Below are 20,680 nucleotides of genomic sequence, written 5' to 3'. Positions count from 1 at the left end.
TACGAACCGTTTCCGCCGGGCCGCGTACTCCCCCTGTAGGACGGAGAAATCTCCCGTACCTCACCCGAGCGAGCGAGTCCACGCGCCGCGCACCGCTCGCGTGGGGGTCAGCCCATGCCCGGGACGGCCAGGCCAGTTTCGTACGCACAGATCACCGCATGCACCCGATCGCGCAGCCCGAGCTTGCCCAGGATGCTGCTGACGTGCGTCTTCACCGTGTGTTCGCTGACCACCAGCGCCTCGGCGATCTCCGCGTTGGACATGCCCAGGGCCAGGCAGCGCATCGTCTCCCGCTCGCGCGTGGTCAACACGGCCAGCCGCTCGGACGGTCCGGTCGGGGCCTCCGTACGAGGGAGCCGTCGCGTGTAGTCGGCGATCAGCCGTCGGGTCACCGAGGGTGCGAGCAGTGCCTCGCCGCTCGCCACCATCCGCACCGCGTGCACCAGATCGTCCCGGCGCACGTCCTTGAGCAGGAACCCGGCCGCGCCCGCGTACAGCGCGTCGTAGACGTACTCGTCCACGTCGAACGTGGTCAGCATGACGATCCGACAACCCGGCGCCTCGGCCGACACCAGGCGGGCCGCCTCGATGCCGTCCATCCGAGGCATCCGGATGTCCAGGAGCAACACGTCGGGCCGGTGCGCCCGGACCGCCTCGACCGCCTCCAGGCCGTCGCCCGCCTCGGCGACCACACAGATGTCCGGCTGCGCGTCCAAAATCATCGCGAACCCGCTGCGCACCAGCCCCTGATCGTCGGCCACCACCACGCTGATCGGCATCACGAGGCCCGCGTCGGGTCGAGCGGGATCCGCAGCGCGACCTCGAAGCCCGGCCCGGCCGGCCGCGGCCCGGCCGTCACGCTGCCGCCGCACGCGCTCGCCCGCTCGCGGATGCCGATCAGCCCGTGTCCGCCGCCCGGACGCGGTCCTCCGCCCCGGCCGTCGTCGGTGATGGTGATCCTCATCGTGTCGTCGCCCCATTCGAGCCGCACCGCCACCGTGGTGGCGTGCGCGTGCCTGACCGTGTTGGTCAGCGCCTCCTGGACGACACGGTACGCGGCGATCTCCGCGTCCGAGCGCAGCGGTCGGCGCTCGCCGACGCTCTCGTAGATCACCCGCAGGTCGGTCCGGCCCACCTCGGCGACCAGGTCCGCGATGTTGGCGACGGTGGGCTGCGGCGCTCGGGCGCCGGCCTCGTCGTCCTCCTTGAGCGTGCCCAGGATCCGCCGGAGTTGCACCATCGCATCGCGGCCGGCGTCCGCGATCGCGTCGAACGCGGCCTCCGCGCGGGCCGGATCGCTGCGCACCACCACCGGTCCGGCCTCGGCCTGCACGGTCATCAGGCTCACCGCGTGCGCCAGGATGTCGTGCATGTCCCGGGCGATCCTGGCCCGTTCGCGCGCGGCGGCCCGGGCCACCTCGGCATCCGCGCGGCGGATCTCCAGGTCGCGTTCGTGTTCCAGGCGCCGGGTGCGCTCCTCGATGCCGGCGATGTAGGCAACGCGGTGTCTGGTGGCCAGTCCGAAGGCGGCGGCCGCGGTCAGCGCCAGGACGTCGAAGGTGGCCTGCTGCACCGGCTGATCCTTGAAGTTCTCCACGACCAGCGTGATCGGCAAGGCCAATGCCGCGACGGTGATCCGCTCCCAGCGCCGACCGAGCGCGAAGACCGTGTAGATCGCGATCGTCATGCCGAATTGGAACGGTTGCCCGGGTCGATGGTGCAGCGACACCGGCACCGTGAACGCGGCCACCGCACAGGCGACCAGGAACGGCTGCCGACGCCGCCAGATCAACGGGATCGCGGTGCCGCTCAGCAGCAGGAAGCCGAGCCGATAGGGCGAACGCCAGTAGATCAGAAACGGCAGCGACACCATGAACTGCACCATCAGCGCGATCAGGAGGTCCAGAAGCTGCGGGTCGGTCCGGCGCAGGATGCCCAGCGTGTGTTTGGCCCGGTCACGGACGTGCCGGTCGGCGCCGCGCTCGGCGAGGTGGTCGGACATGCGGCTTGCTCCCGGGTGGTGTGTACCGACAGTGTCGCGGCTGATCCGCACCGCCGCCTCGCTCGTGCGAGGGATCTGCGCGGGGCCTCGGAACGGGAACACGAACCGGAACCCGAACCGGACCGAGCCCGGGCCGGCCGGCCCCGAGGCAAGTGCGCGGCGGAGCCGATGAATCGGGCGAATCGGTCCGCCGCCGGCGAACGCACCCCCCGATGGCATTTCGGGTGCCTTCACGTCTGGTACGACTGATCCCATGGCTACCGGCAACCGCTTCGTCCCCGACCCCGACCGTTCGACCCGGACAGCGCGTCGTGGTCGGCCGGCCATCGCCGTCTCGGGCCGGACAGGGGCGGAGCCGTGCGGCCACTGAGGCGGGGCCAGGTGTGGACGATCCCCACCGTCGGCCGCGAACGCACCTTCATGATCGTCCAGAACGACCACGTCGCCGCGCTGCATCCGGGCGCGGCACTGTGCGCGCTGGTGGACACCGTCGGCGACCGGCAGGAGTCGCTGGTCACGGTCCGGATCACCACGCCGGTCACCGGCGTCGTGCTGGCCCCCGACCTGTACACGTCCCGCCATCGCCGCTTCGAACAGGGCACCTACCTGGGCGACGTCGCCCCCGAGGAGATGGAACGCGTCGACGTCGCGCTGCGCGCCGTCCTGGGTCTGTGAGCGGTCCGCGAGGGCCCGGCCGAGCACGTGCCGGCGGGTCGAGAAGCGGCCGCACGCCGTCCCGGGCCGGTCGGACCCTCGCGCGGCCGACGGCGGCGGTCCGACCCGGGACGGCGCGCCGCGAACGCGCGCCCCGCGCTATCTCGGCAGAGTGATCCGAAACGTGGTGCGGCCGGGTTCGGAGTCGACGGTGACCGTGCCGTCGTGCCGTTCGACGATGATCCGGTACGAGATGTCCAGACCCAGTCCGGTGCCCTCGCCGAGCGCCTTCGTGGTGAAGAACGGCTCGAAGATCCGGTCCTGGATGTCGGGCGGGATGCCGGGGCCGTCGTCCTCGACCTCGATCACCACCGACGCGGCGTCCGCGCGCGCCCGCAGGGTCAACGTGCCCTTGCCGCCCATCGCGTCGGCGGCGTTGTCGATCAGGTTGGTCCACACCTGGTTGAGCTCGGCCGGATAGGCCTGGATCTTCGGCAGGTCCTCGGCGTACTCGCGCTCGATCCGGATGTCGCGCAGCGGGCCGGCCAGCATGGCCACCGTGCTGTCCAGGCCCTTGCGCAGGTCGGTCTCCTGGTAGGGGGCCCGATCCATCTGGGTGTACTGCCCGGCGGCGGAGAGCAGTTCGGTGATCCGGCCGAGCGCGTCGGCGACCTCGTCGAGCAGCGCCTCGCCCTCCAGGTTGGCGGCGAGCCAGGTCAGTCCGGGGCGCGCGGCCGAGCCGAGCGCGGCGCCCGCGTCCCGGGCCCAGTCCTCGTACAGACCCACGTTCACGAACGACGGAGCCGTCTCGTACGCATCCGCGACGCCCAAGTCCTCGAAGATCTCGGCGACTTCGTCGGTGCGGTCGGCGAACTCCAACGGCCGCAGCCGGGGTGCCTCGGCGCCGCGGTGGGCCAGTACCTCGGCCTGGAGCCGGTCCAGCGCCGCCAGCGCCTCGGCGGTCGCCCCGGCACGGGCCAACTCGGCACGGGCCGAGCGCAGTTCGCCCAGTCGGGTGCGCAGGTTCGCGGCGGCCCGCTCGGCTGCCGCCGCGGGGTTGCCCAGTTCGTGGGTGAGCCCGGCGGTGAGGGTGCCCAGGGCCACCATGCGCTCCCGTTGGCCGACCGCGGAGCCGTTGCGGCGCGCGCCCAGGAACATGCCCGCGACCAGGTGCGCGGCCATCGGGAACCACTCGGTGAAGGCCTGTGCCAACTCGGCCGCGGGCAGCACGAAGAAGGTCGAATCGACGTGCGTGCGCGCGGTGTTGCCGTACGCGTGCACGGCCGGTGTCGCGTCTTCGCCGTTGCCGTCCAGGGCGAGCGCGGCACCGACGTAGGCACCGCGCATCGACGAGCGGTGCACCTCCAACTCGCCGCCGCGCACCATGCGGTTCATCGTGACCTCGCCGGAGAGCAGCACGAAGAAGCACTCGCCGGGGTCGCCCTCGTGGTAGAGCGTGGTGTTCGCTGGGAACGCCTTGACCTTGCCGTGTGCGCACAGCCAGTTCAGGTGTTCGTCGGCGAGTTTCTCGAACAGGAAGAGCGTGCGCAGTTCCTCGGGCGGCAACACGTCGCACACACTCATCGCGAGCCCTCCGTCGCCGGGATCCTGGTGTCCAGGGTGTCCAGGTAACGGTGCACCAGCATCACCGTCATCGCGCCTTCACCGACCGCCGAGGCGACCCGCTTGACCGAGGCCGCGCGCGAGTCGCCGGCGGCGAACACGCCCGGCACGGCGGTCTCCTGGACGAACGGCGGCCGGCTCCAGCCGTCGAGTTCGCCGTCGCACTCGTCGAGGAGTTCGCTGCCGGTGAGAATGTAGCCGTCCCGGTCGCGGCGCACGCCGCTGCCGTCCAGCCACGCGGTGCGCGGGCTGGCGCCGATGAAGACGAACAGCCAGGACGCGGGGACCGTCTCCTCCTTGCCGGAGTCGCGGTCGCGCAGGGTGAGTTCGCGCAGCCGGCCGGTGCCGTGGGCGTGCGTGATCTCGGTGCGCACGCGCACCTCGACGTTGGGAATCTGGGCCAACTGCTCGATCAGATAGTGCGACATGGATGCCTCCAGGCCCGCGCCGCGCACCAGGATGATCACCCGACGGGCGTAGCGGGCGAAGAACACCGCGGCCTGACCGGCCGAGTTGGCCGCGCCGACGATGTAGACGTCCTGGTCGCGGGTGTCCGGGCCGGTGGTCAGCGCCGCGCCGTAGTACACGCCGCGGTCGGTGAGCTCGGCCAGGCCCGGGGCCTCCAGGGTGCGGTAGGACACGCCGGTGGCCAGCACGACCGCGTGGCCCCGGGCGACGATGTCGCCGTCGCAGGAGATGGTGCGCAGCTCGCCGTCCACGTGCAGTCCGGTCACATCGCGCGTACTGACTATCTCGGCCCCGAACTTGAGCGCCTGGCGACGGGCCCGACCGATGAACTGCGAGCCGGAGATGCCGTCCGGGAAGCCGAGGTAGTTCTCGATCCGCGAACTCTGCCCGGCCTGGCCGCCGGTGGCCTGGCGCTCCACCAGCAGCGTGCGCAGTCCCTCGCTGGCCGCGTACACCGCGGCGCCCAGACCGGCCGGGCCGCCGCCGACGATCACCACGTCGTACAGGTCACCGGAGGCGGTCACGGACAGGCCGACGTACTCGGCCAGTTCGCCCTTGGTCGGGGCCCGCAGCACGGTCGAGTCCGGTGCGATCACCACCGGCACGTCGGCCTCGGTGGTGCCGCTCTCGCGCATCAGCCGGCGGGCCTCGGCCTGGGTGACGTCGTACCAGCGATACGGCACACCGTTGTTGGCGAGGAAGTCGCGCAACTCGAAGGACGGCGCGGAGAACCGCGCGCCGATCACCGTGGCCCAGCTCTCGTCCGGCACCGGCGCGGTCTCCCACGCGGTGATCAGCGAGTCCAGAACCGGGTACAGCCGTTCCTCCGGTGGGTCCCACGGCTTGAGCAGGTAGTGGTCGATGTCCACGTCGTTGATCGCCCGGATCGCCGCGCCGGTGTCCGCGTAGGCGGTCAGCAGCACCCGTTTCGCGCGCGGGTACAGGTGCGCGGCCTGTTCCAGGAAGGCGACCCCGTCCATCTGCGGCATGCGCTGGTCGGCGATCAGCACCGCGACCTGCTCGCCCCGCTCGTGCAATTCGCCCAGCGCTTCCAGGGCCTGTGCGCCGGATTCGGCGCGCACGATGCGGTGCCGGTCGCCGTACTGTCGCCGCAGGTCGCGGGCCACCGCACGGGACACGGCCGGATCGTCGTCGACGGTGAGTAGTACGGGCTTGTCCACGAATTTCCTCACGGGCAGGGGCGGAGCACAAAAGGGGACCACTGCCCGGAACCGGCCTCGGCCATGCGCCGGACAGCGCGTCCGCCACGTTATCCTCTCGCCGAAACCCGCAGGTGGGGAGTGCCGGTGGCGTTACCCGTAACCGAGGCGGAGCCGAGGCCGGGTCGGCCGGCGCATCCGGGCCCGGTGGCGCGGCTGCGGCGCCGATCGGCGATCGCGGCTCACTCGACCATGCCCGCCTCGTAGGCCACGATGGCGGCCTGGACCCGGTTGCGGACGCCCAGCCGGGCCAGGATCGCGCTCACGTGCGTCTTGACCGTGCCCTCGACCAGGTGCAGTCGGCGGGCGATCTCCGCGTTGGCGAGGCCGGCACCGACCAGGGCCAGCACGTCCCGCTCACGCGCGGTCAGCACCGCCACCCGCGCACCGGCGTCCGCCTCGCGCGCGGGCCGGCCCGGCGCGATCCCGCTGATCACCCGCTTGGCCACCTTCGGGGACAGGTACGCGCCGCCCTCGGCCGCCGCCCGGACGCCGGCGATCAACTCGCGCGGGTCGCCGGACTTGAGCAGGAAGCCGGTGGCGCCGCTGTCCAACGCCGTCGCGATGTACTCGTCCTCACCGAACGTGGTCAGGATCACCACCGCCGAGTCGGGCACCACCCGGCGCAGTTCCGCGGTCGCGGCCAGGCCGTCCAGGTTGGGCATCCGGATGTCCATCAGCACCACGTCCGGACGGAATCGCCGGGCCTGCTCGACCGCCTCGCGTCCGTCGGCGGCCTCGGCCACCACCTCGATCCCGGGGTCGGTGGTCAGCACGAGCCGCACGCCGGTGCGGATCAGTTGCTCGTCCTCGGCGATCAGCACACGAATGGCGGCGCCGCCGGCGGGGTCGGTGCCGGCAACGAGGTGAGTGTGCGCAGGGGTGTCGGCGGTGTTCACGGCCGTGGCTCCTCGGGTGGTGATGTGTACGGGTTCGACGGGTGAAGCCGGACCGGGTCGCTCAGCGGCCGGCGTCCCGCTCGGGTCGGCTTTCCACGGGTATGTCGTCCTTGGCCACCAGCACGCCGCCGGCGAAGCACAGTCGGAACAGGCGGTCGGGCAGGATGTCGCCGTTCGTGTAGTACTCGCAGGCGGCGCCCGCGGGGATCGGCGGTTCGTGCTCGGGGCGGCGCTCGGCCTGGTCGTCCGGCAACACGGCGTCCAGTTCGGCACGGGTCTGGCCGATCCGCATGCGGTGGAAGTCGTCGGGGGCCACCGCCTCGCCACGGGTGGTCAGCGCGTACGCGGAGCCGGCGAGCAGTACTCCGGCTCCGGTCCAGAGCAGCGCCCGCACGAACCGGCGGCGGATCCGGCGGCCCTGTTCCAGGTGGTTGACGTCGGTGTCCGGCCGGGCGGGTGCGGCGTGGTGCGGGAGGTGGGCCAGCACCCGGAAGCCGTCCGCCTCCGGGGCCGCGGTGAGCGTGCCGCCCAGGAGTCGGGCCCGCTCGCGCATCCCGACCAGGCCGTGACCGCTTCCGGCCGGCGCGGCGTCGGCGGGGCGCGGGGCGGGGCCGTTGGCGATCTCGACGGTGGTTCGGTGCGCGGTGTGGGCGACCGTGATCCGCACCACCGCCCCCGGAGCGTGCTTGGCCGCGTTGGTCAGCGACTCGCGCACGATCCGGTGCAGCGCGAGGTCGACCATCGGCGGCAGCGCGACCGGCTCGGCCTTCGGATCGGTCTTCGGCCCGACCGTCGATTCGACCGTGTGGCGGATCACCATCCCGGAGGCGCGGCAGCGCGCCACCAGCGTGTCGAGGTCCTCGTGGACCGGCTCCACGGGAGCCGGTTCGTCGCTCTCGCGCAGCACGCCGATGATCTCGTGCAGCCGCTCGGTGGCCGCGCCCGCGCCCATCCGCAGTTCGCCGGCCCGATCGCGCTGCGCCTCGGTGAGCGTCGCGTCGAGCTCGAACGCGGCGGCCCGCAGCGCGATCAGGCTCAGGTCGTGGCCCAGCGAGTCGTGCATGTCCTGGGCGATCCGGGCCCGTTCGCGCAGCCGAGTCCGCTCCTCGACCAGATCCCGCTCGCGCTGCAACCGGGCGGCCTGCTCCCAGCCACGACGGTGCAGCGCGACCCATTGGTGGCGGTATCGCCCGATCAGCCATGGGATCGCCGCAAGGCCCAGCAACTCGGCGGGCAGTACCGCGAGTTCGGCCACGGTCGAATGCGCGGACCAGGCCCCGAGCACGGCCGGCCCGAGCACCGCGGCCACGCGCACCGGCAGCCCCGGCCCGTCCGCCGAGCGCCGCCCGCTCAGGAAGGCCGCCAACGCGACGGCGGCGTAGCAGCGCGCGTCGGTCTGCGCGATGAACACGGTCGGCGCGAGCGCCGCGAGCGGGTACACCCGACCCAGCACGGCCGCCCCGACCAGGCAGGTCGCAAGTGTCGCGCCGTGCACGAAGGACATCGACCGAGGCGGGTTGACGGTCAGCATGCCGATGCCGAGCAGGGTCCACAGGGCCAGGTCGGCAGCCCAGCCGGAGGGGGTGGTGCGCATGATTTCGACGCTATCGACCCGTCCTGCGCCGACACCTCCGTCGAAAGTCGTGCACTTTGACTGCCGGCCCACCCCGAACATGCCTAACGTGGCGCTATGTCCGAGAAACGACGCCCCCCGCACCGCGAGACCATCCAGGCGCTCGTCGGAGTGGCCGTGATCGTGATCGGTCTCCTGACCACCCTGGTCCTGCACCTCACCCACGACTCGGACGGGCCGCACCCGACCCCGGTTCCGGTGCCGATCAGTCCCAGCGCACCCGCCGTGCCGGGCACGAGCGCGGCACCCGGGGAATCGTGCTGCATCTCGCCCGCGCCGATGGCCCTGGACGACCCGCGCTGAGACCGCGTGGCCCGCCCCGGGATCGTGCGGCGACCTCCGGGCGGAGACCCCGCGTAGACCCTCCGCCGTCCCTGCGAAGACTGCATGCAGAGATTTCTCTGCCGAGAGTTCTTTGCAGAGGAGTCTCTGCATACTAGAGTCGAGGCATGCCCAATCCACTCCCGCGGATGGACGCGCGCAGCCTGCGCGGCCTGGCCCACCCGCTGCGCATGCGCATCGTCGAACTCCTCAAGCTGGACGGCCCGGCGACCGCCACCCGGCTCGCCGCGCGACTCGGCGAGAGCACCGGCACGGTCAGTTGGCACCTGCGCACCCTGGCCGAACACGGCTTCATCGAGGACGACCCGGACCGCGGAACCAAGCGCGAGCGCTGGTGGCGGGCCGTCTACAACCCGCGCCAACTGAACACCAGCGACTTTCGCGACGACCCGTCCACGAGCGGCGCGCTGGCGGTGTACGAGGACGAGGCCCTGCGGCAGCAGGCCGAGCGCATGGTGGCCACCTACGCCGACGCCCAGGAAATGGGCCCGGAATGGGTGCGGGCCCGAGCCGTCTCGGACTGGAGCGGCGCGCGGCTGACGGCCGATCAGATGGCCGAGCTCAACGAGCGGGTGATCGCGCTCGTGAGCGAGTACACGCAAGCACCCGAGCAGCCCGGTGCGATCACCGTCGTGCTCCAGTACCAGGCCCTTCCGCGTCGATCCCAGGAGCCGACGTGAGCGGACTGCTGCGCCGTCACCGGGATTTCCGCCTGCTGTGGTTCGGCGAGACCACGGGCAAGTTCGGCGCCTCGGTCACCAGCGTCTCGATGCCGCTGATCGCGGTCTCCACGCTGGACGCGAACACCTTCCAGGTCGGCCTGCTCGGCGCGGCGGCCTGGCTGCCGTGGCTGCTGATCGGGCTGCCGGTGGGCGTGTGGGTGGACCGAATAGCACGCCGCCCGATCATGCTCGGCGCCGCCGCGACGTCCTGCGCGCTCTTCCTGTCGGTACCGCTCGCGCACTTCGCGGGCTTCCTCACCGTCGGCCTGTTGTTGGCGGTCACGCTCGCGACCGGGGTGTCCGCGGTCTTCTTCCAGACCGCCTACACCGCCTACCTGCCGAGCCTGGTCGAGCCCGCCGACCAGGCCGAGGGCAACAGCAAGTTGCACGGCAGCGCGTCCGCCGCGCAGATCGCGGGGGTCGGCGCGGGCGGCCTGATCGCGCAGCTCGCGGGCGCGGTCAACGGGATGTTCGTCAACGCGGGCACGTTCCTGACCTCGTTCACGTGTCTGCTGGGCATCCGACACCGCGAAGCGCCGCCCGCGGTGGCGGGCGACGCGGGAGCGGAGCGCTCGCTGGTCCGCGAGATCGGCGAGGGGTTGCGGCTGGTCGCCCACGACCGCTGGCTGCGTACGTTCGCGCTGTTCGGCGGCGCGTCCAACCTCGGCCTGATCGGGCTGCAATCGATCCAGGTGGTGTTCCTGGTCCGGACGGTGGGGGTCGGTCCGGGCGCGGTCGGCGGCCTGATCGCGATCGGTTCGTTCGGGGGTGTCGCGGGGGCGTTCGTCGGGCGCCGGGTCGCGGCGCGGATCGGCACCGCGCGGGCCACGATCGTATTCGAGCTGGGTCTGCCGATGCTCGTCCTGCTCGTGCCGCTGACCGGCGGGGGCATCGGACTCGTGCTGTTCGTGGTGGGCAACTTCGCCATGGCGGCCGGGGTCGTGGCGGGCAATGTGATCAAGGCGGGCTTCCAACAGCGCTACTGCCCGCCGGGGTTGCTGGGCCGGATGACCGCGAGCATGCAGTTCGTCAACTACGGCACCATCCCGCTGGGCGCGGTGCTGGCCGGCGGCCTGGGCTCCACGATCGGCGTGCGCCCCACGATCTGGGTGATGGCGGCGGCCATCCCCTCGGCCGCCCTGATCCTGCTCTTCTCGCCGGTGGCCCGCCACCGCGACCTGCCGACGACCGGGGCGGACCGCGTCGACGCGCATGTGGTGCGGCAAGTCACCTGAGGGCATCTCCGGCGGGCGGGCGCGCGAGGGATGCGGATCGGGTTCCGGGCGTCGGCCGAAGCACATCGCCGATCGCCTCGGAAAACTTGACGGCGGTTGTCAAGTTATCGCGCGAGAGTGGGTCCCACGGAACACCGGGCGCGCACATGGCGCCCGCCGAGGAAGGGAGTCACCGATGACCGCGAACAACGCTGCCGGGCACGAGGACGGCGGCCCGGGATCCTCCGCCGCGATCGTTGCGCTGACCGCGCGGGTACGGGGTGTCGTGCTCGTGCCGGGGGACGCCGGGTACGACGAGGAGCGGTCCGGATTCCAGACCGCGTTCCGACAGCGGCCGGACGTGATCGTGGGGGCGGCCGACGCCGAGGACGTGCGGCTCGCGGTCGAGTTCGCCCGTGCCCAGGGGCTGCCGGTGGCGGTCCAGGCCACCGGGCACGCGCCGGCGAGCGCGGCCCCGGGCGGCGTACTGATCTCCACCCGCCGGATGACCGGGGTCCGGGTCGACCCCGGGGCCCGGACCGCATGGGCCGAGGCGGGTGCCCGTTGGGAGCGGGTGGTGGCCGAGAGTGCCCCGCACGGCTTGGCCCCGCTGAACGGCTCGGCCCCGCACGTCGGTGTCGTCGCGTACACCCTGGGCGGCGGGCTCGGCCTGATGGCCCGCGAGTTCGGCTATGCCGCCGACCACGTCCGGGCGATCGAGGTGGTCACCGCCGACGCGACCCTTCGGCACGTCACCGACGAGAGCGACGCCGACCTGTTCTGGGCGCTGCGCGGCGGCCGGGACAACTTCGGCATCGTCACCTCGATCGAGTTCGACCTGTTCCCGGTGGCCCGGGTGTACGGCGGTTCGCTGATCTTCGACACCGACCACGTCGAGGCGGCCACCGCGGCCTGGCTCGCCTGGACCGAGACGGTGCCGGAGCAGGTCACCTCGTCGATCTCGTTCATCGGCCTGCCCGACATCGAGCAGGTCCCGCCGCCGCTGCGCGGCCGGCACACCGCGACCGTCAAGATCGTCTACACCGGCGAAGTCGCCGACGGGGAACGCCTGGTGGCTCCGCTGCGCGCGGTCGGACCGCGCCTGGTCGACGACCTGACCGACCTCGCCTACGCCGACTCGCACACCATCCACAACGACCCGGCCCATCCGCATGCCTACCTCGGCGACAACGTCCTGGTCCGCGACCTGGATCCGGAGGCACTGCGGGCGGTGTACCGCATCGCCGGCCCCGATGCGCCGATGATGGTCGTGCACGAGGTACGCCACCTCGGCGGCGCGCTGTCCCGGCAGCCTGCGGTGCCCAACGCGATCGGTCATCGCGACGCGCGCTACATCGTCCGGGTCGTGACGATGATCGACGGCGCGGATCTCGATGTCGCCCGTGCCCTCCAGGCCGAGGTGCAGGCCGTGTTGAAGCCGCTGTCCCTCGGCCGCAACCTCAACTTCGTCTACGGCGACGGCGTCGCACCCACCCCGGATCAGGTCGCCGCGATGTACGACCCCGACACCCGGGCACGCCTGGCCGAACTCAAGGCGACCCACGACCCGACCAACCTGTTCAGCGGCAATCACAACGTGACCGCCCCGACCACTGACGGCCCGTCGGTCCCCCGCTGAACTCCCGGCCCCGGCCCCGCGATCATGGAGCAAGCCATTGGTCGACGGGACCGGGCCCTGGATCCCGTCGATCGCCCCCACGCTGGTTGCCTACACGGCGGGGGCGAGGCCGGTCGGCCGACCGGATGTCGCATGTCGTCACTCGATGGCGCCATTTGATGTCATGCAACGCCACTCTGGAGCCTTGTCATGACGTCATTTGGGCGCCATGATGGTGCCGTGGATCCTGCGCCGCACGTCGACGAGCCCGGCCGCGAACTCGCGCCGGGCTCGGTGGATGTGCGGCCGCGCGGGCTCGAACCGGGCTTGGTCGTCACGACGGCCCCGGCGTTCGAGGTTGCGGCCGAAGCGGATGTGAGGTCGTCGCTCCGGTCCACCGTCGGCCGGGCCCGCACCCCGCGCACCGGAGAGGAGCAGCCATGTGGGCCGCACGCGAAATGTCCGGCGGTATCTGGCCGTTGCCGCATCCGGTACCGGTGCCGCTGTTGTGCGCGCTCCTGATCCTGGCCGTGCTCGCGCCACTGGAGCGACGGTACCGGCATCGCGCGGTCGCCCACCGACGCGCCGCGACCCGAACGACACGCGCAACACGACAAATGTCGGAATCAATGACAATTCCGGCGGAACATGGGAGCCGAACGCGGACACCAGCCGCCTCGATCCCCCAGGGAGCACCCATGCCCGTGACCGCCGACCTCGACAAGCTGCTCGACAAGGCCTACGAGAACAAGACCTTGAGCGAAGTCCTCGCCGCGCCCGTCGCCGGGCTGGCCGGGATCACCGACGCGCATGCCGAGCACCTCGCGTCGCTGAAGATCACCACGATCGGCGACCTGGGCCGCAACAAGTACTTCCGCTGGGCCGCGTCGCTCGCCGACCTCCAGGACAGCGGCGCCAAGTAGCCCCCACGGTGCCCCACGCGGGCCCGCACCCGGCCGAACGGGGCCGCGGCGCGGGCCCGTTCGGCGCTCTCCGGCACACCGCCGCCCCGGTGCTCGGCCGGCCCGACCACCGCCGCACGGCCACACCGTCGCCCCGATACTCCCCCGGCCCGGCCGGCGCCACCCGGGTCCCGCCCGGCCCTTCCCGACCCGTCCGGCTCTCAACCGGCGTGGTCGGTCTCCAGCGCCAACAACAGATCCACCCGATCCCGGGCGGAGAACAGGTCCCGGCCGGTCAGATCGCGGACCCGGCCCATCCGTTGATGCAACGCGCTCACGTGTACGCCCAGCATCGCGGCGCAGCGCTGCCAGGCCCCGTTCGCGGCCAGGAAGGCGGCGAGGGTGCCGATCAGGTCGGTGCCGTGTTCGGCGTCGTACGCACGCAGCCCGCCCAGGACCCGATCGGCGAACGCACTGCGGACCGGAGCGGGTACGGCCGCCAGCAACGCCGGATAGGCGTCGATCTCCGGCCCCGCGGCCACCGTGAGCCGGCCGGGGCGCGCCCACGCGCGGTCCCGCGCACCCCTGGCCTCGGCCAGGGCCGTCGCCCACGTGGGTGACATCCCGGCGATCCCGATCGCCACCCGCTCGGCTCCCAGCAGCGGCTCCCACCAGTGCGCCGCGTGCTCGATCGCCGCGGCGATCCGGGCCGCCGCGCCGGCCCCGGTCCCGGCCGAGCAGAACACGACCGACTCGGCCTTGCCGCAGGCCACCACCCAGCGCGCCGCGGGATCCGCCGCGAGCACCCGTTCGATCAGGTCCACCACGAGCCGCCCGGTCGCCGGGTCCGCGCCGTCGCCCGCCGCACAGCACACGATCGGCGCCGCGTCCGGCCCGATGCCGGCCGCGCCCAGCCGGGCCCGGACCGCGTCCGGGGCCGCATCCGACTCGACCAGGTCGACGAGTTCCCAGGCATGCGCGCGCTCCACGGCGAGCCGCTCCGCCCGCCGTGCGCCCCCGAGCAACAGCAGGTCGGCGGCCTGCGCGAGCGCGTCGTCGTCGGTGCGGTCACCGGCACACACGAGGTACCCCGCGAACGCCGGCCCCCGGCCGAGCGCGAACACCGTCTCGCCGTCGATCACCGCGGGCAGCCGCTCCGCCGCGAGCGCACCGCGGGCGATCGCGACCGGATCGGCCGCGACCCGCGTCGGCTCCGGCCCACCCGCGGGCGCACCGGCGAGCACCCGCCCCGCAGGCGTCAGCACCCGGCACGCCGCGCCGAGTTCGCGGGCGAGCAGATCGAGCAGGTCGTGGGTGTCCGCCCCCTCGGCCAGCGCCGTGATCAGCCGTCGCTGCCGACCGGGCAACCGCCCCGCGGCCGGCCCGTGTTCGATCGCGACCCGGTGTGCGACCACCTCGGCGATCCGCACCGCCGAGGTCGCGGGCGGCGCCAGGAGCAGCGGGAGGCCGGCTTGCGCGCAGGCCCCGACCAGCGGGTAGGGCACCTCGTCGGGAGCCGGTTCGAGGCCGTCGACCGCGTCGCGGGCCTCGGGCACGACCACGACCGCCGCGGCGCCGGCCGCGGTGAGCGCCCGTGCGAGATGCCCGTGGTCGGCGCAGTACCCGTCCGCGGGCAGCACCACGAGTTCGCCGCCGCTCAGGCCCCCGCCGGGGTCGACCGGATCGGCGGCGCACACCCGAAGCACCTCGCGCGCGAGCCCCTCCGTACCCGCCAACAGGGCCAGTCGCAGCTCGGGCATGCCCAACAGATCCTCGACCCGCACCGCCGTGCCCCCAAGCCCTCGCTCATCATGTTCCGATGATCGTATGAACACGGAGCGATGCGGACACGGTGCTTCCGCCGGTTCCCCCGCACCGCCGCCGCCCGAAAAGCACCGAACCGGGTGGTCCCACGGCCGCGAACGCTCCCCCGGGCCCGGCGGGCACCACCCGGACGGCGACGAATTCCGCCCCGCTCGCGGCGTCCGCAACCGACCCGGCCGGCCGAGGGCCGGGGCAGCCGGCGGGCCGGCTCAGTCGTACGCCCGGGCGATGGCCGCCGCCGTGTCGGCCGCCGCCCGGCGTGCCTCCGGCGGATCCAGCACCTCGACGTCCGTGCCGAACTGGAGCAGTTGGCGGACCGCGCCGAGTGCCGGATAGCCCAGCTCGACCGTCACCCACTCGGCATCCTGCTCCTGCGGCGGCCCGGTCAGCCAGGACCCGATGATCCGCACGAACATGTCCAGCCGGGTCCGCCGCACCCGGGCCCGGATCCGCACCACCACCGGCTGCTCCTCGATGCCCCGGCGCAACACATGCCATACCTCGGCCAGTTCGACCCCGGCCCGGCGCCGCACCGGCTCCTCGGTCACGGTGAGCGCGGTGAGCCGGTCGGTGTGGAACAACCGCGGCGTGCCGTCGCGATCCGCGACCAGGTACCACGTGCCCGCCTTGGCCACCAGCCCGTACGGGTCGACCGTGTACGTGCGCGGCGCCGTCGACCCGCTGCGCCGATAGCGGATCCGCAGTCGTCGGTCCGCGAACACCGCTTCCTGCAACGCCGCCACGTCCACCGCCGTTCGCGGTCCGACCATCCAGCGCTGCGGGTCGATCAGCACCCGGCGGGTCATCTCCTCGGCGGCGGGCCGATGCGGCGCGGGCAGCGCGACCATCACCTTGCGCAGCGCCGAGCCGAGCGCGCCGTCCAGGCCGAGCGCCGCGTGCGCGCCCTGCTCGGCGAGTACGAACAGCGCGCGCGCCTCGTCCGAGGTGAGCCCGGTGACGTCGGTCCGGAACCCGGGCAGCAGCGAGATCCCGCCGTGCCGACCGCGCTCGGCGTAGACCGGCACACCGGCCGTCGACAGCGCCTCGACGTCGCGGTAGACGGTCCGCGTGGACACCTCCAGGCGCTCGGCCAACTCGGCCGCCGGCACCCGGCCGCGAGTCTGCAGGAGCAACAGGATGGAGAGCAGCCGATCGGATTTCACACCCTCAAGGATGCGCCCTCATCGCAGCGCGCACGGATCGCACCCGCCCCGGTCGCGGGCGGCACCGACGTCCGGCCCGCCCGCCCGTGCGCCGCGGCTCATCCCGCGAACCGGGTGCGCAGCGTGCCCATGGCCGCCGTCACCTCGTGGATCCGCAGCAGCCGGCCCAGCGCCACGAACGCGACGACCATCACCACGCCGCCCAGGCCGAGTTGGAGGGCGGCGAGTCCCGCGCCCTCGCCCAGCCCGGTGAGCGGCCGGGTCGCCGCGAGTCCCGCGCCGCCGGCCGCCGCGCCGGCCGCGATCAGCCGGCCGTACGTACCCGCCGTGATCCGGCCGGTGGCCCCGCTCAGCCGGCGGCGCAGCCGAAGCGCGGTCACCGCCAGGCCGACGGTGTAGGCCAGGGTGTAGGCGAGCGCCATACCCACCACCGCCCACCGGGCCGGCAGCAGCAGATACGCCGCACCGGACAGGCCCGCGTTGACCACGGCGATCCACACCGCGGCCAGGAACGGCGTACGGGTGTCCTCCATCGCGTAGAAGCCGCGCAGCAGCACGTATTGCGCGGAGAACGGGATCAGTCCGAGCGAGAAACCGGCCAGCACCCGCGCCATCACGGTCACGTCGGCGCTGCCGGTCTCGCCGTGCCGGAACATCAGTTCGGTCAGCTGCGGGCCGAAGCACAGCAGCGCGAACGCGGCCGGCACGATCGCCACGCCGGACAGGCGCAGGCTGCGCGAGAGGTGCTCGCGCAACTCCTGCGGGCGGTGCTCGGCCACGGCCCGGCACATCCGGGGGAACAGCGCGGTGGTCAGCGACACGGTGACCACCGACTGCGGAAGGATCCACAACGTCTGCGCATTGCCGTACGGCGTGTACCCGGCGCCGCCCGCCGCCCCGGCCCGCTCGGCGGCGGCACCGGCGGCCACGGTCAGGTTGACCACGACCGTGTAGCCGATCTGGTTGACCAGCGCGAACAGCAGCGTCCAGCGGGCCAGTCGGGCGTCCTGGCGCAGTCCGCTGCCGCGCCAGTCGAACCTGGGCCGGATCCGCAGGCCACTGGCCCGCAGGTACGGGAACAGGCAGGCGGCCTGGACCACGATGCCCAGCGTGGTGCCGAGCCCCAGCAGCCGGGTCTGCGCGGCGGACAACCCCTGCGGGCCGGCGTCGTGGGTGAACACGATGAACAGCGCGAACGTGGCGATCACCACCACGTTGTTCAGGACCGGCGTCCACATCATCGAGCCGAACCGGCCCCGCGCGTTCAGGATCTGGCCGACGACGGTGAACACGCCGTAGAAGAAGATCTGCGGCAGGCAGTAGCGCGCGAAGGTCACCGCCGACGCATGGCCGCCCCCGGCGTCGCCGGCGCCCAGTTGTCCGCCGGTCAGCCGGATCAGCTGCGGCGCGGCGAGCCACGCCAGGACGGTGAGCACGCCCAGCACGAGCACGGTCAGCGTGAGCAGCCGATTCGCGTACGCCTCGCCCTCGCGCTCGTCGCGCATCGCCCGGATCATCCGCGGCACGAACACCGCGTTCAGCGCGCCGCCGGCGAGCAGCGTGAACAACATGTTCGGGATCGTGTTGGCCACGTTGTAGGCATCGGCGGCGCCCGCGGTACCCAGCGCGGCGACGATCAGGATGGTGCGCAGCATGCCGGTGGCGCGGGACAGGACGGTGCCCGCGGCCATCACCAGCCCGGCCCGGGCCACGCCGCCGGCGGTGTCCGGCCCCGTGCTCGCCGTATCCGCGTCGGCGGCGGGTGGTCTGCGGTGCCGCCCGCCGGGCCGGGCGGGCGGGTCGGCGGGGCCGCCGATCGTGGGCGGGCGGCTCGCCGGTCCGTCGGCGATCACGTGGAGCGGCAGTGTCTCGGCGCTCGGGTCGCCGCCGCCTCGCTGCCACTCGGCCATCCCGTCCCACCCGCCCGTGTCCCGAAATACGTCCGGAGCGTGGCCGCGCCGACGACATCGTTGGTCCCGTACCGGGACGGTAGTCGGGTCCACAATAGAACGCAACCGTATCGTCGTATCGCAGTACGATCGGCGCATGCCCGCCGACCCGAAACCCTCGTCCCGTCGTCCCCCCGCCGGGGCCGCCGTCCTGCGCGAGGACGTCACCTCGGCGATCCGCGGCGCGGTCTTCGAGGAACTCGCCTCGGTCGGCTACGGCCGCATGTCCATCGAAGCGGTCGCCCGCCGGGCCGGCGTCGGCAAGACCGCCGTCTACCGGCGCTGGCCGGCCAAGCTGGACATGGTCGTCGACCTGGTCCTGGCCATCGCCGTACAGGACCTGCCCGCGCCGGACACCGGATCGCTGCGCGGCGACCTGCGGGTCCTGCTCGCCGAGGCCGCCCGCGCGCTGCGCCACCCGCTCGCCTCGCAGATCATCCCCGACCTGCTCGCCGAGGCGGCCCGCAATCCGGAGATCGCCGGCAAACTGGACACCGTGCTGCACGGCACCCAGCGCCGGATCGGCACCGCCGTGCTGCGGGCCGCGGAGGTCCGCGACGAACTCCCGCCCGGCATCGACATCGACCTGGCCCTCGACCTCATCGTCGGCCCGCTCTACTGGCGCCTGGCGATCACCCGCACCCCGCTCACCGACGACCACCTGGACCGACTCGCCTCGGCCACCACCGCGGCCCTGATCGGCTCGGCCTCCTGACCGACCCCCACGCCGTCCGCCCGCCCGGGCGCACCCGCCGGACCGCGACCGGGCGTTCCGCCCCCGACCGCTCACCGTCCGCATCGATGCGCGCCCCGTGCGCCGGCTGCCCGATCCCGGTCACCGATGCGACCGTTGACGTCATGGAACGCCCGAACGTGCGCATCGTCATCGACGACAGCCCGCTGCGCCCGCACATCGACGCAGCGGTGCTGGCACGGGTGGACGACGCCACCCGCGCGCACTACGAGCAGGCGGTGGAGCACGCGCTGGAGCAGGCCGCACTCGCCTGGCAGACCCGCGACTTCGTCGCCTTCCGCCGCCAACTCGCCGTTCTGGCCGAGACGGTCACCGACATCCAGCGCCTGAGCACGATCGCCGCACACCGCACCGACCACTGAGCCGACGCCACCCGAAGCAGGAGGACGACGACCGCGACGAGAGTGAACACCGTCGCCGGAGCGCACGATGCAGCCGATGCACATGGGATTCCTCGATGCGCCGGGGCGCACGATGCGCATGGGTTTCCTCGACGGGATCAAGGTGCGCAAGCGTTCGGCCGGGATCCGGCCGGCGCGCTGCCCGCCGTGCCCGGTCGGCCGGTGCCGAGGAGGGCCGTGCCGAGACGGGCAGCGCCGGGGCCACGATCGCAGCGCCCACTCGCCATAGACTGCGGGCCGTGAGCGAGAACGAACTTGGTACGTACCTCCGCGACCGCCGCGCGGCGGTCCGGCCCGCCGACGTCGGACTTCCCGACGGCCCCCGGCGGCGCACCCCGGGCCTGCGCCGGTCCGAGTTGGCGACCCTGGCGGGGGTCGGCGTCGAGTACCTCGCACGGCTGGAGCAGGGCCTCGACCGCCGCCCGTCCGGGCGGGTCCTGGCCGCGCTGGCGGACGCGCTCCGGCTGACCGCGGACGAGCGCATGCACGTGCGCCGGCTGGCCGAGGCCGCCTCGGGCGAGACGTTCCCGGGCCCGGGCGGGCAGCCGCCGGCCCGGGCCGTGCGACCCACCGTGCGCGCGCTCCTGGACCGCCTGGAGCCGGCCCCGGCGCTGCTGGTCGACCGGCTCGGCGACGTGCTCGCCTTCACCAACGGCTACGAGCGCCTCGCCCGCCCGCTGGGCATCCTGGACGAGGAGCAACCCAACCTCGCGCGCTACGTGTTCACCGACCCCCGGGCCCGCGCGGCCTATCCCGACTGGGAGCGGATAGCCGACGAACACGCCGCGATCCTGCGGTTGGCGGCCGTCTTCGACGATCCGTACGTGCAGGACTTCCTGGACGGGCTGGCCGTCGCCGCCGGCACCGCGTTCACCGCCCGGCTGGCCGCCACCGCCACGCCACCGCGCCGGGTCGGTGTCGAGCGCCTGGCCCACCCGGAGGCGGGCGAACTACGCCTGGAGCGCGAGATCCTCGACCTGGCCGACGTCGACCAGACGCTGCTCGTCTACCTCCCCGTCGACGAGCCCACCTCGGCCGCGCTGGACCACCTCACCGGCCGGCACCCGGGCGCGCTGCGCGCGGTCTGACCAGCGCTCGGCGGACCCGGCAGGCTCGCTCCACCGGCCGGTCGCGACCGGGGTCGCCGACCTCGACCCGGCCCGGCGACCCCGGTCGCGGGCCGGGGGGGGGGGGGCGGGGGGGGGCGCGGGGGGGGGGGGCGGGGGGGCCCCCCCCCCCCCCGGGGGGGGGGGGGCCCCGCGACCAGCACCACCTCGCCCCGGCGGCGCAGC

The 20,680-nt window shown here is 73.3% G+C and carries 18 protein-coding genes; 9 read left to right on the top strand and 9 right to left on the bottom strand.

The genetic code is table 11. The annotated features are described in order from the left end of the window. Positions 1–107: 107 nt before the first annotated feature. Complete coding sequence (locus ACIBM5_RS32115; RefSeq protein WP_391586242.1) at positions 108–779, bottom strand: response regulator; 672 nt, start codon at positions 777–779, stop codon at positions 108–110. Further along, positions 779–2,002 carry a sensor histidine kinase gene (locus ACIBM5_RS32110; RefSeq protein ID WP_396010112.1) on the bottom strand — a complete coding sequence of 408 codons (1,224 nt, stop codon included), beginning with the start codon at positions 2,000–2,002 and terminating at the stop codon, positions 779–781. Before ACIBM5_RS32110 ends, ACIBM5_RS32115 begins: the two co-directional genes overlap by 1 nt. A 357-nt stretch (positions 2,003–2,359) precedes the next feature. Between ACIBM5_RS32110 and ACIBM5_RS32105 the strand changes: the two genes are divergently transcribed. Next, positions 2,360–2,677 (top strand): type II toxin-antitoxin system PemK/MazF family toxin, encoded by a 318-nt coding sequence (locus tag ACIBM5_RS32105; RefSeq protein ID WP_391586041.1) that lies wholly within the window; start codon positions 2,360–2,362, stop codon positions 2,675–2,677. Positions 2,678–2,815: 138 nt separating this feature from the next. Here ACIBM5_RS32105 and ACIBM5_RS32100 read toward each other — a convergent pair whose 3' ends face one another. The 4 genes from ACIBM5_RS32100 to ACIBM5_RS32085 all read right to left on the bottom strand — a co-directional run bounded on the left by ACIBM5_RS32100 (position 2,816) and on the right by ACIBM5_RS32085 (position 8,460). After that, positions 2,816–4,240: an ATP-binding protein gene (locus ACIBM5_RS32100; protein WP_396010110.1), complete on the bottom strand. Its 1,425-nt coding sequence runs from the start codon at positions 4,238–4,240 to the stop codon at positions 2,816–2,818. Further along, positions 4,237–5,928 carry an FAD-dependent oxidoreductase gene (locus ACIBM5_RS32095; protein WP_396010109.1) on the bottom strand — a complete coding sequence of 564 codons (1,692 nt, stop codon included), beginning with the start codon at positions 5,926–5,928 and terminating at the stop codon, positions 4,237–4,239. Before ACIBM5_RS32095 ends, ACIBM5_RS32100 begins: the two co-directional genes overlap by 4 nt. A 221-nt stretch (positions 5,929–6,149) precedes the next feature. Further along, positions 6,150–6,791 (bottom strand): response regulator, encoded by a 642-nt coding sequence (locus ACIBM5_RS32090; RefSeq protein ID WP_396010271.1) that lies wholly within the window; start codon positions 6,789–6,791, stop codon positions 6,150–6,152. Between the two features lie 136 nt (positions 6,792–6,927). Continuing rightward, on the bottom strand, positions 6,928–8,460 hold the full coding sequence (locus tag ACIBM5_RS32085; RefSeq protein WP_396010108.1) for a sensor histidine kinase: 1,533 nt from the start codon (positions 8,458–8,460) through the stop codon (positions 6,928–6,930). Between the two features lie 96 nt (positions 8,461–8,556). On the opposite strand from ACIBM5_RS32085, the gene ACIBM5_RS32080 reads away from it, so the two are divergent. The 5 genes from ACIBM5_RS32080 to ACIBM5_RS32060 all read left to right on the top strand — a co-directional run bounded on the left by ACIBM5_RS32080 (position 8,557) and on the right by ACIBM5_RS32060 (position 13,318). Further along, positions 8,557–8,802 (top strand): hypothetical protein, encoded by a 246-nt coding sequence (locus tag ACIBM5_RS32080; RefSeq protein ID WP_396010107.1) that lies wholly within the window; start codon positions 8,557–8,559, stop codon positions 8,800–8,802. Positions 8,803–8,948: 146 nt separating this feature from the next. After that, complete coding sequence (locus ACIBM5_RS32075) at positions 8,949–9,521, top strand: ArsR/SmtB family transcription factor (RefSeq protein WP_396010106.1); 573 nt, start codon at positions 8,949–8,951, stop codon at positions 9,519–9,521. Beyond that, positions 9,518–10,798, top strand: a complete 1,281-nt coding sequence (locus ACIBM5_RS32070; RefSeq protein ID WP_396010105.1) for an MFS transporter — start codon at positions 9,518–9,520, stop codon at positions 10,796–10,798. The genes ACIBM5_RS32075 and ACIBM5_RS32070 overlap by 4 nt, the downstream gene beginning before the upstream one ends. Before the next feature lie 175 nt (positions 10,799–10,973). Next, complete coding sequence (locus tag ACIBM5_RS32065; protein ID WP_396010103.1) at positions 10,974–12,416, top strand: FAD-binding oxidoreductase; 1,443 nt, start codon at positions 10,974–10,976, stop codon at positions 12,414–12,416. A gap of 677 nt (positions 12,417–13,093) precedes the next feature. After that, positions 13,094–13,318: a hypothetical protein gene (locus ACIBM5_RS32060; RefSeq protein ID WP_078974137.1), complete on the top strand. Its 225-nt coding sequence runs from the start codon at positions 13,094–13,096 to the stop codon at positions 13,316–13,318. Between the two features lie 200 nt (positions 13,319–13,518). Here ACIBM5_RS32060 and ACIBM5_RS32055 read toward each other — a convergent pair whose 3' ends face one another. From ACIBM5_RS32055 to murJ, 3 genes are all read right to left on the bottom strand, one after another. After that, positions 13,519–15,057: a PucR family transcriptional regulator gene (locus ACIBM5_RS32055; protein WP_396010102.1), complete on the bottom strand. Its 1,539-nt coding sequence runs from the start codon at positions 15,055–15,057 to the stop codon at positions 13,519–13,521. 273 nt (positions 15,058–15,330) lie between these two features. Continuing rightward, entirely contained in the window at positions 15,331–16,284 is a 954-nt protein-coding gene (locus tag ACIBM5_RS32050) for a helix-turn-helix transcriptional regulator (RefSeq protein WP_396010100.1), read from the bottom strand. Between the two features lie 98 nt (positions 16,285–16,382). Beyond that, positions 16,383–18,194 (bottom strand): murein biosynthesis integral membrane protein MurJ, encoded by a 1,812-nt coding sequence (murJ, locus tag ACIBM5_RS32045; protein WP_396010099.1) that lies wholly within the window; start codon positions 18,192–18,194, stop codon positions 16,383–16,385. A gap of 136 nt (positions 18,195–18,330) precedes the next feature. Between murJ and ACIBM5_RS32040 the strand changes: the two genes are divergently transcribed. The 3 genes from ACIBM5_RS32040 to ACIBM5_RS32030 all read left to right on the top strand — a co-directional run bounded on the left by ACIBM5_RS32040 (position 18,331) and on the right by ACIBM5_RS32030 (position 20,476). Beyond that, positions 18,331–18,948, top strand: coding sequence for a TetR/AcrR family transcriptional regulator (locus ACIBM5_RS32040; RefSeq protein WP_396010098.1), 618 nt, complete (start codon positions 18,331–18,333; stop codon positions 18,946–18,948). Between the two features lie 143 nt (positions 18,949–19,091). Continuing rightward, complete coding sequence (locus tag ACIBM5_RS32035) at positions 19,092–19,349, top strand: hypothetical protein (protein WP_396010097.1); 258 nt, start codon at positions 19,092–19,094, stop codon at positions 19,347–19,349. Positions 19,350–19,627: 278 nt separating this feature from the next. Continuing rightward, complete coding sequence (locus ACIBM5_RS32030) at positions 19,628–20,476, top strand: helix-turn-helix domain-containing protein (RefSeq protein ID WP_396010096.1); 849 nt, start codon at positions 19,628–19,630, stop codon at positions 20,474–20,476. Positions 20,477–20,680 lie beyond the last annotated feature (204 nt).

It is taken from the genome of Embleya sp. NPDC050493 (genome assembly GCF_044458105.1).
Classification (GTDB): domain Bacteria; phylum Actinomycetota; class Actinomycetes; order Streptomycetales; family Streptomycetaceae; genus Embleya.
The sequence above is the reverse complement of the archived record's forward strand: the minus strand, read 5'-3'. Positions and strand labels throughout refer to the sequence as shown.

What these genes read in the sequence shown, in the direction of transcription:
- ACIBM5_RS32040 (WP_396010098.1), top strand. Translation starts at nt 18,331, where the DNA reads ATGCCCGCCGACCCGAAACCCTCGTCCCGTCGTCCCCCCGCCGGGGCC.
- ACIBM5_RS32085 (WP_396010108.1), bottom strand. Translation starts at nt 8,460, where the DNA reads ATGCGCACCACCCCCTCCGGCTGGGCTGCCGACCTGGCCCTGTGGACC.
- ACIBM5_RS32055 (WP_396010102.1), bottom strand. Translation starts at nt 15,057, where the DNA reads ATGCCCGAGCTGCGACTGGCCCTGTTGGCGGGTACGGAGGGGCTCGCG.
- ACIBM5_RS32060 (WP_078974137.1), top strand. Translation starts at nt 13,094, where the DNA reads ATGCCCGTGACCGCCGACCTCGACAAGCTGCTCGACAAGGCCTACGAG.
- ACIBM5_RS32035 (WP_396010097.1), top strand. Translation starts at nt 19,092, where the DNA reads ATGGAACGCCCGAACGTGCGCATCGTCATCGACGACAGCCCGCTGCGC.
- murJ (WP_396010099.1), bottom strand. Translation starts at nt 18,194, where the DNA reads ATGGCCGAGTGGCAGCGAGGCGGCGGCGACCCGAGCGCCGAGACACTG.
- ACIBM5_RS32115 (WP_391586242.1), bottom strand. Translation starts at nt 779, where the DNA reads ATGCCGATCAGCGTGGTGGTGGCCGACGATCAGGGGCTGGTGCGCAGC.
- ACIBM5_RS32080 (WP_396010107.1), top strand. Translation starts at nt 8,557, where the DNA reads ATGTCCGAGAAACGACGCCCCCCGCACCGCGAGACCATCCAGGCGCTC.
- ACIBM5_RS32065 (WP_396010103.1), top strand. Translation starts at nt 10,974, where the DNA reads ATGACCGCGAACAACGCTGCCGGGCACGAGGACGGCGGCCCGGGATCC.
- ACIBM5_RS32110 (WP_396010112.1), bottom strand. Translation starts at nt 2,002, where the DNA reads ATGTCCGACCACCTCGCCGAGCGCGGCGCCGACCGGCACGTCCGTGAC.
- ACIBM5_RS32100 (WP_396010110.1), bottom strand. Translation starts at nt 4,240, where the DNA reads ATGAGTGTGTGCGACGTGTTGCCGCCCGAGGAACTGCGCACGCTCTTC.
- ACIBM5_RS32075 (WP_396010106.1), top strand. Translation starts at nt 8,949, where the DNA reads ATGCCCAATCCACTCCCGCGGATGGACGCGCGCAGCCTGCGCGGCCTG.